Origin of the sequence: Aedoeadaptatus nemausensis (genome assembly GCF_903819165.1) — a bacterium.
GTDB classification, from domain to species: domain Bacteria; phylum Bacillota; class Clostridia; order Tissierellales; family Peptoniphilaceae; genus Aedoeadaptatus; species Aedoeadaptatus nemausensis.
This window is the reverse complement of sequence record NZ_CAIJCS010000016.1, coordinates 60714-74230: the sequence shown is the minus strand read 5'-3', so window position 1 is coordinate 74230 and position 13517 is coordinate 60714. Positions and strand designations below refer to the sequence as shown.

Here is a 13517-nt window from a genome sequence, read left to right as displayed (position 1 = left end):
TCTCCTATAAAAAACGTAGTTGTTTTGCATCGGTATCGATTAAAGAAGACACACTGAGTCCCAGTAAGCGTAATTTTTGTCCACCGTACAATTCATTGAAAAGTTCGAGGCTCGCCTCGTAAAGCGACTCCCCGTCTTCCACAGGAGCATCGAAGGTTCGCGATCGCGTATGGGTGTGGAAGTCGAATGTCTTCATTTTTACGGTTACGGTATAGCCCGTAATGCCTTTTTTCTCCATTTCCATAGCGGTTTTTTGCGCTTCTTCCCAAAGGAGCTCCTCGAAAAATTTTCGATTCCGCGTCTCCTTAAAGGTTTCCTCGCCGCCGATGGACTTCCGCTTTCTCTCCGTCTCCACTTTTCGCCGATCCACACCTCGTATGCGCTCGTAAAGTTCGATACCCAGTTTTCCGAATTCATCCTCTAAAAAGGAGCGTTCCAGCAAAAGAAGATCCTCGCCCGTATGAAGGCCTAATCGAGCCAGTCGCTTCTCCGTCTTTTCGCCGATGCCATGAATTTTTGAAATGGGTAGGGATTTTAAAATCTCCTGTGCCTCTTCTTTTCGAATAATGGTAAAGCCCTTCGGCTTCTCCATGTCCGACGCTATTTTCGCCAAAAATTTATTGTAAGATAAGCCGCAACTGACAGAAAGTCTCATGGTGCGGATAATGCGCCTCTGCATATCCTTCGCCACGGCCACCGGATGTTCGGCGGAGGAAAGATCTACATAGGCCTCGTCGATGGATACCTGCTCCACGGGATAGCCGTAGGAACGAATAATGTCAAAGACCTCCCGGCTCTTTTCGCTATAGACGCCCTTTCGCGTGGGCACGACGATAAGATGAGGGCAAAGGCTTTTGGCCATAAACATGGGCATGGCGGAATGAATGCCGTATTTTCTAGCCTCATAGCTCGCCGTCGTCACAATCCCCGAAGGATTGCGCCCTCCTACGGCCACGGGCTTTCCTTTTAAGGCGGGATTTAATAATATTTCAACCGATGCGAAAAACGCATCCATATCCATATGTAAAATTGCAGCCATTTCATCACCTTATCAACTATAACAAATATTGTGAGTATACGTAAATCCACCTTTTTTCCTCCCAATAGATTACAATAAGGGAAGGAGGAACTATGAAACAAAAAATTGCTCTATTCGATTTCGATAAAACCGTTATCTCGAGAGATTCCATTCTCATTTTATACGATAAAACCTGTAAAAAAGTGCCGGGCTTTCGGGGAAAACTTTACGGTAATCTGCTTAAAGGCGCCCTTACCCGCCATCCCAAGAAAATAAAGACCACAGTCAAAGAAGAATTTCTGCGGATGCTTTCTTATTATACAGAGGATGAGCTTAAAGCATTCGTCTACGAAGATTTAATGCAACACGCTTTTCAAGAAGCCGTAGACGAAATTCATCGCTTAAAAGCGGAGGGTTATTATCTTATGCTCGTCTCCGCCTCGGTAGAGAATTACCTCACTTATGTTAAAGACTGTTTGCCCTTCGATCATATTATCGGCACGGTCATCGACCAAGATTATAAACTCGTGGGAGAAAACAACCGCCACGAGCAAAAGGTAAATAATATTTTAGCCCACTTAAGCGAAAAGAACATGGCCATCGATTACGATAACAGCCTCTCTTACAGCGATTCCCTTTCCGCCGATCGCCCTATGATGGAACTTACCCGCTATCGCTACCTTATTAATAATCCCGTGAAAGCAGAAGGTTATCTTCATCTTGAGTGGCACGATACACCGGTTTCTCGACGTAAAAAATAATATCTTTCCATTAAAAAAAGCGCCACAGGCGCTTTTTTTAACGTTTGTTGGAGGGAACCCAAATTTTTTGTTCCTCCGCTTTTTTTATTAATTCATCTCTGAACTTAGGATGTGCGATGCTGATTAAAGCTTCCGCTCTTTCCCAAGTGGATCGGCCGGCTAAATTGACTGCACCGTATTCCGTGACGATATAATAAGCCTGGCTTCTCGGCGTCGTTACAATATCGCCGTTAAATGTGGGCAAAATTTGGGAGTGCTCCACTCCTTTTTTATCGATGAAAGAGGAGTTTAAGCAGATAAAGGATTTTCCGCCCTTACTCATGGCCGCACCGGTAACGAAATCCAATTGACCTCCCGTTCCCGAAATATGGCGTGTACCGGAGCTTTCCGAGGAAATTTGCCCATAAAGATCTACGTTTAAACAGCCGTTAATGGAAATGAGATTGTCGTTTTGGCTCATAACATCCGGATCGTTGACATACCAGAGGGGATAGGCCGCTATGGACGGGTTATGATCGACCCAATCGTATAACTTTTGGCTTCCGATCAGGATTCCTAATACCCCTTTGCCACGCTCGGTATTTTTTCTTTTGTTTGTCAACTTCCCTGCGAGATGAAGATCCAAATAGGCATCGGAACATAATTCCGTGTGCATGCCCAAATCTTTCAAATCACTTTTAGCAATGAGCCCTCCGAGGGCATTGGGCATACCGCCGATACCCAATTGAATCGTCGCGCCATCGACGATGTGCGGAAGGATGTGCTCGGCTATTTTCATATCCCTTTCCGTGGGAGAAGGTGATTTTAAAGACATTAAGGGTTGTTCCCCCGCCTCGATCACCGCATCCACTTCCGAGATATGCACGACATTTTCAAGTCCTCCGCATACATAGGGGAGATTATCCACTACTTCTAAAATGACATATTTCGCCTTTTCCAGAATTGTGTAGGCCATCCCCGTAGCACATGAAAGATTGAAGTAACCGTGCTTATCCATAGGTGTAACCGATAACATGGCAACGTCGATATCGAGAAATTCCTTTATATACCAAGATTCATTGCGGAAAATCATCGGAATATAATTACATAAACCTTTGTCCGATAATTTACGTTCATAAGCTGAGTAATGCCATGAACTATAAATAAAATGTTCACGATTCGGATCCGATTCGACGGTCTTTAAAGGTCCCCCTATTAAATTTCCGCGAATTTTTACGCCTTTTAATTCATCTCTTCGTTCACTTAATGCCTCATCCAGCAAGTGTGGAAAAGAATTATTCGTGCCGTAATCGATCCAGTCGCCACTTTTTACAACTTTTACAGCTTTTTCAGCTGTGGTCAGTTTTGACTGATATTCCCTAATGATGTTCACGCTTACCTCCGCTATTATTTTGCAGCTTCTTGACCCATTTCAAAAGCTTTAATGTTCAGGTCGACCAATTTTTCAGGAACGACACCTGCTACGACTTTTTTCCAGTCGATTCCTTCGAGTCCCAAATAATTGACCATGGCACCGAATAGTACCACATTCATTACTTTGGCATTCCCAAGCTCTTCGGCAATTTCTCCGGCCTTCACCGAATAGGTTGTAAAGTTTTCCTCCATAGCTTCCAAAGTGCCTTCGGGATATTCTTCGAGGCCGGCCGCCGACGTGGACGATTCCGTACGGTGATCATTGACAATGGCGATGCCGTCGGGTTTTAAAAATTCAGCGTAGCGCACAGCCTCCATTTTTTCAGCCGCTACGAGAATATCGGCTTCTCCCAGACCTACCACCGGGGAGTTGACTTTATCGCCCCAAATAACGTGGGTGGAAACACTTCCGCCCCGCTGTGCCATGCCGTGAATTTCACTCATTTTAACATCATAACCTTTTTCCATAAGGCCGTTAATTAAAATTCTGGCTGTCGTAATAGTACCTTGTCCACCGACACCGACTAAAATGACTTTTGTACTCATTACTTATCCTCCTTTACACGACGAATGGCTTGAACCGGGCAAACTTGTGCACAGACGGTACAACCGACACATAAAGTTTCATCGATACTGGACTTGCCGTCGACGAAGCTGACCGCCGGACAACCGACGCCTAAACAACTCTTGCAACCGATACAAGTTTCTCGATCCACTTGGCAACGTCCGAATTTTTTTCGATTACGCTTGATTAAAACGCAGGCACGCCGGGCAATAATGGCCGTACGTTCTTCGGCATCCAAAGCTTCTTCGAGAGCCGCTTCCATTTTATGCAAGTGTTGGGGATCGACGAGGATAACATTTTTAAACCCGATGGCTTTCAATACATTTTCAATGGAGACGACCTCGGCCACTTCCCCTTCCAAATTATAACCTGTAGAGGGATTGTCTTGGTGTCCGGTCATAGCTGTAATGTGGTTGTCCAATACGACGGGAATCATATTGGCGTTATTATACATAATTTCCACGGCACCGGTCATACCGCTGTGGAAGAAGGTGGAGTCACCCAATACGCCAAATACTTTTTTATCCTGTCCGCTGATTTCAAAGGCATGTGCCATACCGGCGCCGACGGAAAAACCGCTGCCCATGCAAATACAGGAATCCATCATAGCCAGTGGCGGTGCGGCACCTAAAGTATAGCATCCGATGTCCCCGGAAACGACAAACTTGCCTTTATTCTTTTTGTTCAACTTTCCGATAGAGTAGAAGAAACCTCTGTGGGGGCAACCGGGACAAAGTGCCGGCGGTCTGGAAGCCGGTTGAATGTCCAACTTCTTATTTTCTACTTTTTCGCCGAAGACCGCTTCTTTAATAATTTCGGCATTTAATTCATAGCATAGGGGAATAATTTCCTTACCGATGCAATCGATGCCCATGGCCTTAATATGTTTTTCGAGATAAGGATCCAATTCTTCGATAATATAGATCTTATCGACTTTTTCAGCAAACTCCTTCACTAATTTTTCGGAGATAGGGAAAGTCATGCCCAGTTTCAAAAACGACGTATCTTCGGAGAAGGCATCCTTTGCATAATAATAAGCTATGGAGGATGTAATAACACCTACTTCGGATCCGTTGATTTCGACTTTATTTAAATCGCTGCTATAAGAATACTCTTCCAAATCCTTTAATTTTTGTTCCAAAATCGGGTGATTCTTATAGGCATTTCCCGGCGTCGCTACGAAGCGAGAGGGATCTTTCTTATACTCGATGACGGATACCTCTTCACGTTCGCCGATTTCTACCAAACTCTTCGAGTGGGCCACACGAGTAACCGTACGGACAAAGACGGGAATTTTAAATTCTTCGGAAATTTCATAAGCTTTCTTTACGAAATCCAAACACTCTTGGGAATCGCCGGGTTCGATCATAGGTAATTTAGCGTGTTCCGCATAGTGTCGGTTGTCCTGTTCGTTTTGAGAAGAGAACATATTCGGGTCGTCTGCCCCTACAAAAACGTAACCTGCATTTACGCCCGTGTAGGCCGATGTAAAAATAGGATCGGCCGCTACATTGACACCTACGTGTTTCATGGCGCCGAAAGAACGAATGCCTGCAATTGAAGAGCCGAGACCTACTTCTACCCCTACTTTTTCATTCGGAGACCATTCCACGTGCATAACATCTTTATGTTGTGCCAATTCTTCCAAAATTTCTGTACTCGGTGTTCCGGGATAGGCGGCAGCTAATTTTACGCCGGCCTCATAGACACCACGAGCAATAGCTTCGTTTCCGGTCAATAATGACTTCATACTAAACCTTCTTTCCACTATCTGTTGTTCTTGCGAATAACAACAATTTTCCTACTCCTATCTGTCTCCGTAAAGAGACAAAGTACAATCCATACCTACCGTTAATCTGTAATTCTTTGTATTGTACTTTGTATATTATTGTAAGCAAAGAAAAGTAAAAATGCAAATTTTATTTTCAATCTTTCTATTTCGTATAAAAAATAACACTATTTTTCGATAATAATTAATTTTACGACATAATTTATATCTTTTTGTCTTGTTTTATGACTTAAACTGTTTAAGTTTAACATTATTTAAAAGAGAAACCTGTGTTTTTTATAATTTTTTACCTTTTTGTTTTCAAAAAGTTAATTTTTTCTGAATCGTGCTTTTTCTCTTTTGAAATTTATAATAATTATGCCTCTTATTTCCAGTGACAGTAAAAGTCGACGAAAGGAAATATCCATAATACTTGAGATAGATTTTTATCTTTCTTCATTCAGTCACCTCCATATTCGATTTGTCACTCCTTATATATCCGGTCATTTTTAGAGAATGACGGCACATTCCCGAACATAAAGGTTTCCCTCGATTAAAAAAATCGGAGACGGGTATTTACTAGATGAATTGAATTTTATTAATCGTCTTCTCCTCGTCCGTAATTTTCGCCGCTGACGAGAAAAGGGATTTTAAACGTGTGATACATCATATGCCGAAGGGCTATCGACATATTTACAGAATTAGGGATAAAGGAGTTACCATGAGCACACTGATCTATTACGGAATCGAAAACGCAGAGCGTCAAAATAAATTGCTTGAAACCGCCGACAGTCTCCAGGTGGAAAAGAGAGAAGTTCAACCCGAAGAATTAGGGGAGTTTCTGGGCTATTTAGCCGGCCTTCCCGGATACGATAAAAGGGGTAAAGAGGAAGAAATCGTAAAGGAAGAGCTTCTGATCTTTGTAGATTTTTCCTCCGAATTATTGCAAAAATTCCTCTTGGACCTTCGAGAAAAGGGAGAAATCTTTCCTCATAAAGCGGCCATGACCGAAACCACGAAGGATTGGACTTTCGGCCGATTAGTGCGCCATATTCAAAATGAAAATGCCGTAGTAACGGCGTGGGCACAAATGATCCCTATCGTGAAAAACAGCTTGGAAAAACAAAAGACCTCCCCCACAAAAGAGCGGGAAGAGGCCATCGAATGGTCAAAAAAACTTCGGGAAAAGGGAGAAGATCTGACGGAAGAAGATGTGCGAGAAGCCATTCGCCGCCTGAAGGAAGCGGAGTAATTAATAATTTCAGAGCAAATAAAAAATCCCCGGCAAGGGGATTTTTTATTGCTATTCTAATGCGCCTCCGCAGCTGGAGCCTGCCCCGGCGGTACAACCGTAGCAATACTCTCTCCATGTAATGGAGCGGTTTAAGTCGTCTGCCGTCAAAACTTCGTCGATAGTTTGATAGGTTTTGGGGTGCACGCCTTCGGCCAAGTGGAAGTCGCAATCGAAAATATTTCCCTCGGGATTGACGGAAATTTGGAAACGGCACATTAAATTTTCTACCGTATCCTCGTTGAAATTACTTTCGAGAAGCTCCATATAGTCATCTTCCAAGCCCTCTTCCTTCAGTTTATCTCTGAAAAAACCGATGGGCATATTGGTAATAGTAAAGAGTTCGGAGAAGGTGACATCATGCTCCCCTAAGTGATCTTTGTAATCCTGTTCCAATCCTTTTTGAGGACCGGGCAAAAATGCTCCCAGAGGATTATAAACCAGGGAAAGATCTCTTTCTTTTCCATAACCCATGTCGTTTAAAAGTTTCAGATTGGGGATGATCTTTTTAAAAGTTCCCTTACCTCGCTGAGAATCTACATTTTCTTCCGTATAGCAAGGTAGAGACACGACGATCTGCATATTGAGGTCTTCGATTAATTTCAATAGCTCTTCGTGTTCCGAAAGGTCCACGGCATTGGTACGTAAAATAATTTTATCTACATAAGGGCTCGCCGCCTTAATAAATTCCACCAGATGGGGATGGGTGGTGGGCTCGCCGCCGGTAATATCGAGCGTATGGAAATCGTGCTTTTTCAACGCTTCGATACATTTATCCATGGTCTCTTTCGACATTTCTTTATAATCGCTGTTTTTCATAATGTGACAGTGTTCGCATCTTAAATTACATTTTCCCGTAATATTCGCCTGAAAAATGCCTACGCCGTCTGTCGTTTGAAATTCGCCGGCTACACGTTCTTTAAAATCCATAAAAACCTCCCTATTATCTTGATTCTATCATATCATAGCATTCTTTAAATAAACCATAGTTTCTATCATTCTATTTAAAATTATATTAATATCTATACATGAAAAAAGATCCCGAAAGGGATCTTTAATCCATGGGCCTCATGGGCTCATCTGTTTTTATAATTTCGTCTTCTGAAACGTCGAAGGGGCCGTCCAGTAAAGCTCTCAGTTTCCGAATATCCTCTTCGAGCATACGCTGAGACCCTTCCAAAGAAGCTATAGTATCGTCGCCACAGGACGAAGACATAGACTCCACGAGAGAACGGGTATAGCGACTTTCAGCCAATCGCATGGTTTCTACCATACGTTTATATTTTCGAATTTGCCGTTTATCCATTATTATTCTTTAGATTAAAAACGTTTGTTTTCTTTCTTTAAAGCTTCCGATACATGTTCTAATACGCCATCATCCATTATTTCCAGTATTTTTTTAAAGGTTGCCAATTCTTCATCGGTAACTCTGTCCTGTAAACAATCGATGATTTCATCTACATAGCGATAGTTGACATGGTATTGTTCTTTAAATTTTTCCGTTACAAATAAATGGACTTGTCGCCGGTCTTTTTGGCTCCGCACTTTCTCTACATGGCCTTTTTGAACGAGATTATTTACTTTGTATGCCGCATTGGGCTGACTTACGCGAATAAACTGTGCCAGCTGATTAACCGTCGGCCCTTGCAAAGCAAAGATAGCTTCGGCACAAAATTTTTCCATAACGGTAAGTGAATCTTCGCTACTGCCGTTATCGTAGTACAGGTTTTGATAGAAATTCAATTTATATTTCAGATAAATCGAGTTCATTACATCGGATAAGGACTGTTTAATATTTTCCATAGTCACCTCACTCTAATGTTCCATTGCAATTGTTCTTCAAACATATACTTTTATAGCGTGTGATCTTTTTATTGTTCTTTACAGTTATTGATAAATTAAAACAGGATAGAACAATCTCTAAGCCGGTTTGTTCTATCCTTCCCACACCTTAAGAATAAGATATGTAGCATATAGTATATGTAATGGCGGAGCTGAGAGGAGTCGAACCCCCGGCACGTGCCTTAGGAGGGCACTGCTCTATCCTACTGAGCTATAGCTCCCTACGAAACAGTATACACATTCTTTCATATGTTTTCAATTCATTTTGACATTTATTAGAAGGTTTTATGCTTTTCTTCCAATGCGATTAAACCGATAGTATCTCCCTCTAAACTTTCGATCTGGTATATATAAAAGGAATCTTCTACGACGCCGCCTTCTTTCAGTGTCTGATGATCCTCTGAAAAGAGTTTAGTTACATGATCGCCTATGGTCTTTTCACCGGTTTCAATATCCCGAACCAAATGTTCATTGACGCTGTAAATACTCGTGGAAGATTCAAAAATGGCGATACCTGCATTAGCTAAAATTTTATGCACCGTAAAGTATTTCCGCACGATAAATAAAATGGCGATAGCCGAAACGCCGATAAACAGGGACATGGTGTCGTCTCCGTAGACGAGCATTTTTCGCGCCACGACCATGGTCATAATGTAGATGATCTGATATTCTTCGTGAGAAATAAGCATGGCGACAAATTCCAGGCCGATGACCATTAAAAGCACGTGGCTTATAAAAGATTGGAAGAGATCGTAGCTATAGCTTCTTCCGCTTACTACAATGGCCATCATATATTTTATGAGATCGGGAACGGAAATAATAATGCCGATTAAGATTAAAATCGACATGATGATCTCCAGAACATAGAGTAATTTTTGTAAACGCAGGACGTTTTTCTTTCGATTCATTACATTTCTCCGGATTTTTCGATTTCTTTGCGCATTTTTTCCAGAAGTTTCTTTTCAATGCGACTTACGGTCATTTGGGAAATACCCAACTTCTCGGCGATGGAAACCTGTGTCTTTCGATACTGGTAGCGGTCGATCAGAATGGTTTTTTCCACATCGTTGAAGTTTTCCATGGCCCGCTGAATAAAATCGTTTAATTCCACTTTATTGAAGTATTCTTCTTCGACGCCGATGCGATCTCCACGGGTAAGTTCCCTATCCTCTCCTCCGGAATCGAAGGACATATCCAGACTTTCCGGCGAATACACTTTAGAGGCTTCCATTACTTCCAATACTTCGGCCGTGGTAATATCCAACGCCTTGGCAATTTCTTGAATGGTGGGCGTCCGCTGATTTTTCTGCGCCAAGGAAAGTTTGGCATCGTTGATCTTTTTCGAAAGTTCCTGAATGCGACGGGGTACGCGAATGGTCCAACCTTTATCGCGGAAATGTTTTTTTATTTCCCCGATAATAGTCGGCGTCGCAAAGGATGAAAATTCGAAGCCTTTCGAGGGATCGAAGCGTTCCACGGCAAAAATAAGTCCCATGGAAGCAACTTGGAAAATATCGTCGTAATCGATGCCCTTTCCCGTGTATTTTTTTGCCAGAATTTCGGCGATATATAGATGTTCCTCAATTAAAATATCTCGAATTTCTTTTTCGCCGGTTTCAGCATATTCCGCAAATAATGCCTTTCGCTCTTCCTTGGAAAGGGGTTTGTCCATGCTGTCATAGGCTTGTCTGTCCATATTAAACTCCGAAATTTTTGTAAACGATGATCTTATCCTCGTCGTATGTGAGCTCGTCGGCTAAGGATTCGATAATCATCTCCGTAATTTGAAGGGATTCATCGGAATCGACGCGCTCTTTACGAACCCCCGAAACGCTGAAACGAATCCCATCGTCTTCCGGCATTAAGACGATATCGATAGCCTCTCTTTCGCCGATTTCAAAGGAAAGATTGCAACTTTCCGTCAGGAGCAGACGAATATCGGAGAGAGTATCCATATCGATGTCCACACCGACGCAAATGCCCGAAGCTGCTAAACGAGCAAGAGATAAAAAGCGAGGTTTCGCAGGAATCGTCATATAGACTTTGTTATCCATTATGCCTCTCCTTTTAATTGGAATAATTTATCCAGCTTCGTGATAGTAAACAATTTTTTTACATTGGGCTGTAAGTCCACCAAGGTAATGGTGTGGCCGTTTTGTTTCACGGCGTTCATCAAGTGAATAAAACCGCCTAAGCCGGTAGAATCCAGATAATCAAGCTTTTTAGCGTCGATGACAATATCTCTCGGGTTTTCATTATAGGCCTGAAGCGCCTCTTCTTTAAACTTCGGCGTATAGTACATATCCATTTCGCCGCTTAAAGTAAGAAGCAGCTCGTCGCCACTATTTTTTACATCCAGTTCAAACATAAGCGCCTCCTCTTTCTAAGTATAGTATAGGGTCATTGTGAAATACTATCTATACTTTTTTATTCTTCGCCTACATATTCCGCCACGGCGACAATGGTGCTGTCTTTAATATTCATTAGCTTCACGCCGCTCGTCGCCCGTCCTAAGGAGGAGATAGATTCCGCCAATAGGCGAATAATCGAGCCGTCTTCTGTGATCATCATAATTTGATCGTTATCGTTTAAAGCCTTGGCCGCCACGACATCGCCCGTTTTTTCTTTAATTCGATAGGTGATGAGTCCCTTGCCTCCGCGGTTTTGGGCGCTGTATTCACTCATATTCGTACGCTTACCGTATCCGTTTTCACTCATAACCGCCAGAGTACTGCCGTCCTTTACGCCGACAAAGCTTACCACTTCGTCATCGTCGTCGAGACGAATACCGATGACGCCCATAGCGGTGCGGCCTTGGGCTCGAATATCTTCTTCTTTTAAGCGAAGGGACATACCTTTTTTCGTGACGATGATCAATTCTTCGTCGCCCTTGGTTTGACGACCGCCGATCACTTCGTCACCCTCTCTTAAATTCATGGCGATTAAGCCGTTTTTGCGGATATTTTCGTATTCTTCCATCTTGGTACGCTTAATATAGCCTTCTTTTGTAAGAAGTACCAAGTGATCATTTTCCTGTACTTCCGAAATGGGAATAATAGCTTGAATCTTTTCATCTTCTTCTAAAGGCAAGAGATTGACAATAGCCATTCCCTTGGCATTGCGACTCGCCGCAGGAATTTCGTAGGCGAGTTTTTTATACACTCTTCCCTTATCGGTAAAGAATAAAATCGTATCCAAGGTAGTGGTAATAAAGAGGCTCGTAACGAAATCGTCGGATTTTTTATTGAGGGCGCTGATTCCTTGGCCGCCGCGATGTTGAGGTTTGTAAGTTCCCTCGGGCATACGTTTAATATAGCCGGAGTTCGTCAGCGTCACGACGATTTCCTCATCTTCGATAAGGTCGATATCGTCTACATCGCCGTCGGATTTTGTAATGACCGTGCGGCGAAGATCGCCGTATTTTTCCTTGATCTCTAAAAGTTCCCCTTTAATCGTGTTGTCCAGCACCTCGGGATCCGCCAAAATAGCTTCCAATTCCTCGATGAGGAGGAGAAGTTCTTCGTGTTCTTCGTTGAGTTTTTCAACTTGCAGGCCGCTTAAACGCTTGATGCGCATATCTAAAATCGCTTGGCCCTGAACATCGGTGAGGCCGAAACGTTCGGTAAATTTCGCCTTGATTTCTTCGTCGGTACGATAGCTTTTGACGATTTCGATAATCTCGTCGATGTGGTCGATGGCGAGTTTTAAACCTTCGATAATGTGGACGCGGGCTTTCGCCTTGTCTAAATCGAAAACAGTACGGCGAGTGACTACATCGCGCTGATGCATGACATAGTAGTGAATAAGTTCCTTCAAACTCAACTCTTTCGGCACACCGTCGACCAAGGCGAGGTTAATGATACCGAAGGTAATTTGTAATTGAGTTTCCTTATAAAGCTGATTTAAAACCACATTGGGATTACTGTCCCGCTTAAGTTCGATGACGAGACGTACGCCGCGGCGGTTAGATTCATCGCGAATATCGGAAATGCCGTTGATCTTTTTATCTTTAACGAGTTCGGCGATTTTTTCCACGACTCGCGCTTTATTCACTTGATAAGGCACTTCCGTAACGACGATTTGATGTTTGCTCCGAATGGGTTCGATTTCCGCACGAGCTCGCACTTTAATCTTGCCTCGCCCCGTTTTATAAGCTTCTTTTATGCCTTCCCGCCCCATAATAAAGGCGCCGGTGGGAAAATCGGGTCCTTTAATATGGGTCATCAACTCTTCCAGGGTAATGTCCGGATTATCCATGTAGGCGATGACGCCGTCGATGGATTCGTTCATATTGTGAGGCGCCATATTGGTCGCCATTCCGACGGCGATCCCCGCCGATCCGTTGACGAGAAGATTGGGAAATCTCGCCGGCAGGACGGCAGGTTCCATAAGTTCTTCGTCGAAGTTCGGTACGAAATCTACCGTATCTTTATTGAGATCCCTGAGCATTTCCGCGGCGAGCTTGGACATACGCACCTCGGTATACCGCATGGCGGCGGCGCTGTCCCCGTCCATGGAACCGAAGTTCCCCTGGCCGTCGGCTAAGGGATAGCGAATATTGAAATCTTGTGCCAAGCGTACGATAGCCTCGTAAATCGAAAAGTCGCCGTGAGGGTGATACTTACCCATTACATCCCCGACAAGACGAGCACTTTTACGGTGGGGTTTATCGGCAGATAAACCTTGTTGCTGCATGCCGAATAGAATACGGCGATGAACGGGTTTCAAACCGTCCCGCACATCGGGAAGCGCACGGGCGACGATGACGCTCATGGAGTATTCCAGATAGGCTTTTTTCATGGCGTCTTCTAATACGACGTCTTGTATTCCGTGTTGATTTGCAAATTTTGCCACTGTTT

General features: G+C 43.3%; 14 protein-coding genes and 1 tRNA gene. 2 read left to right on the top strand and 13 right to left on the bottom strand.

From position 1 onward, the window contains the following. Window positions 1–4: 4 nt before the first annotated feature. A complete protein-coding gene (locus PEPTYR26121_RS03860) occupies window positions 5–1039 on the bottom strand; it encodes a DNA polymerase IV (RefSeq protein ID WP_180499416.1) in 1035 nt (344 codons plus the stop codon). A 92-nt stretch (window positions 1040–1131) separates the two neighbouring features. Here PEPTYR26121_RS03860 and PEPTYR26121_RS03855 point away from each other — a divergent pair, with 92 nt between their 5' ends. Beyond that, window positions 1132–1779 carry an HAD family hydrolase gene (locus PEPTYR26121_RS03855; RefSeq protein WP_180499414.1) on the top strand — a complete coding sequence of 216 codons (648 nt, stop codon included), beginning with the start codon at window positions 1132–1134 and terminating at the stop codon, window positions 1777–1779. Window positions 1780–1816: 37 nt separating this feature from the next. Here the strand turns inward: PEPTYR26121_RS03855 and PEPTYR26121_RS03850 are convergent, their stop codons facing one another. From PEPTYR26121_RS03850 to iorA, 3 genes are read right to left on the bottom strand one after another with little or no spacing between them, the layout of a single operon-like run. Continuing rightward, complete coding sequence (locus tag PEPTYR26121_RS03850) at window positions 1817–3151, bottom strand: acetyl-CoA hydrolase/transferase family protein (protein WP_180499412.1); 1335 nt, start codon at window positions 3149–3151, stop codon at window positions 1817–1819. A 14-nt stretch (window positions 3152–3165) separates the two neighbouring features. Continuing rightward, complete coding sequence (locus tag PEPTYR26121_RS03845) at window positions 3166–3738, bottom strand: indolepyruvate oxidoreductase subunit beta (RefSeq protein WP_180499410.1); 573 nt, start codon at window positions 3736–3738, stop codon at window positions 3166–3168. Next, window positions 3738–5507: an indolepyruvate ferredoxin oxidoreductase subunit alpha gene (gene iorA, locus PEPTYR26121_RS03840; RefSeq protein WP_180499408.1), complete on the bottom strand. Its 1770-nt coding sequence runs from the start codon at window positions 5505–5507 to the stop codon at window positions 3738–3740. Before iorA ends, PEPTYR26121_RS03845 begins: the two co-directional genes overlap by 1 nt. Window positions 5508–6246: 739 nt before the next feature. Here iorA and PEPTYR26121_RS03835 point away from each other — a divergent pair. Then, window positions 6247–6777: a DUF3783 domain-containing protein gene (locus tag PEPTYR26121_RS03835; RefSeq protein WP_180499406.1), complete on the top strand. Its 531-nt coding sequence runs from the start codon at window positions 6247–6249 to the stop codon at window positions 6775–6777. Between the two features lie 51 nt (window positions 6778–6828). On the opposite strand, the gene arsS is transcribed toward PEPTYR26121_RS03835, so the two are convergent. The 9 genes from arsS to gyrA form a co-directional block, all read right to left on the bottom strand. Next, window positions 6829–7746: an arsenosugar biosynthesis radical SAM (seleno)protein ArsS gene (gene arsS, locus PEPTYR26121_RS03830; protein WP_180499404.1), complete on the bottom strand. Its 918-nt coding sequence runs from the start codon at window positions 7744–7746 to the stop codon at window positions 6829–6831. Between the two features lie 124 nt (window positions 7747–7870). Continuing rightward, window positions 7871–8122, bottom strand: a complete 252-nt coding sequence (locus tag PEPTYR26121_RS03825; protein ID WP_180499402.1) for a hypothetical protein — start codon at window positions 8120–8122, stop codon at window positions 7871–7873. Window positions 8123–8136: 14 nt separating this feature from the next. Further along, window positions 8137–8619, bottom strand: coding sequence for a MarR family winged helix-turn-helix transcriptional regulator (locus PEPTYR26121_RS03820; protein ID WP_180499401.1), 483 nt, complete (start codon window positions 8617–8619; stop codon window positions 8137–8139). A gap of 183 nt (window positions 8620–8802) precedes the next feature. Beyond that, window positions 8803–8879 (bottom strand) — tRNA-Arg (locus PEPTYR26121_RS03815). Between the two features lie 54 nt (window positions 8880–8933). Continuing rightward, window positions 8934–9566 (bottom strand): hypothetical protein, encoded by a 633-nt coding sequence (locus PEPTYR26121_RS03810; protein ID WP_180499399.1) that lies wholly within the window; start codon window positions 9564–9566, stop codon window positions 8934–8936. Continuing rightward, window positions 9566–10354: a SigB/SigF/SigG family RNA polymerase sigma factor gene (locus tag PEPTYR26121_RS03805; RefSeq protein WP_180499397.1), complete on the bottom strand. Its 789-nt coding sequence runs from the start codon at window positions 10352–10354 to the stop codon at window positions 9566–9568. Before PEPTYR26121_RS03805 ends, PEPTYR26121_RS03810 begins: the two co-directional genes overlap by 1 nt. Window position 10355: 1 nt before the next feature. Next, entirely contained in the window at window positions 10356–10712 is a 357-nt protein-coding gene (locus tag PEPTYR26121_RS03800; RefSeq protein ID WP_180499395.1) for an ATP-binding protein, read from the bottom strand. Next, complete coding sequence (locus PEPTYR26121_RS03795) at window positions 10712–11026, bottom strand: STAS domain-containing protein (protein WP_180499393.1); 315 nt, start codon at window positions 11024–11026, stop codon at window positions 10712–10714. The genes PEPTYR26121_RS03800 and PEPTYR26121_RS03795 overlap by 1 nt, the downstream gene beginning before the upstream one ends. Before the next feature lie 59 nt (window positions 11027–11085). Then, on the bottom strand, window positions 11086–13512 hold the full coding sequence (gyrA, locus tag PEPTYR26121_RS03790; RefSeq protein ID WP_180499391.1) for a DNA gyrase subunit A: 2427 nt from the start codon (window positions 13510–13512) through the stop codon (window positions 11086–11088). Window positions 13513–13517 lie beyond the last annotated feature (5 nt).

Bases quoted from the DNA above. Each gene is read 5' to 3' on its own strand.
- PEPTYR26121_RS03860 (WP_180499416.1), bottom strand. From the start codon at position 1,039: ATGGCTGCAATTTTACATATGGATATGGATGCGTTTTTCGCATCGGTT.
- PEPTYR26121_RS03855 (WP_180499414.1), top strand. From the start codon at position 1,132: ATGAAACAAAAAATTGCTCTATTCGATTTCGATAAAACCGTTATCTCG.
- PEPTYR26121_RS03845 (WP_180499410.1), bottom strand. From the start codon at position 3,738: ATGAGTACAAAAGTCATTTTAGTCGGTGTCGGTGGACAAGGTACTATT.
- iorA (WP_180499408.1), bottom strand. From the start codon at position 5,507: ATGAAGTCATTATTGACCGGAAACGAAGCTATTGCTCGTGGTGTCTAT.
- PEPTYR26121_RS03835 (WP_180499406.1), top strand. From the start codon at position 6,247: ATGAGCACACTGATCTATTACGGAATCGAAAACGCAGAGCGTCAAAAT.
- arsS (WP_180499404.1), bottom strand. From the start codon at position 7,746: ATGGATTTTAAAGAACGTGTAGCCGGCGAATTTCAAACGACAGACGGC.
- PEPTYR26121_RS03825 (WP_180499402.1), bottom strand. From the start codon at position 8,122: ATGGATAAACGGCAAATTCGAAAATATAAACGTATGGTAGAAACCATG.
- PEPTYR26121_RS03820 (WP_180499401.1), bottom strand. From the start codon at position 8,619: ATGGAAAATATTAAACAGTCCTTATCCGATGTAATGAACTCGATTTAT.
- PEPTYR26121_RS03810 (WP_180499399.1), bottom strand. From the start codon at position 9,566: ATGAATCGAAAGAAAAACGTCCTGCGTTTACAAAAATTACTCTATGTT.
- PEPTYR26121_RS03805 (WP_180499397.1), bottom strand. From the start codon at position 10,354: ATGGACAGACAAGCCTATGACAGCATGGACAAACCCCTTTCCAAGGAA.
- PEPTYR26121_RS03800 (WP_180499395.1), bottom strand. From the start codon at position 10,712: ATGGATAACAAAGTCTATATGACGATTCCTGCGAAACCTCGCTTTTTA.
- PEPTYR26121_RS03795 (WP_180499393.1), bottom strand. From the start codon at position 11,026: ATGTTTGAACTGGATGTAAAAAATAGTGGCGACGAGCTGCTTCTTACT.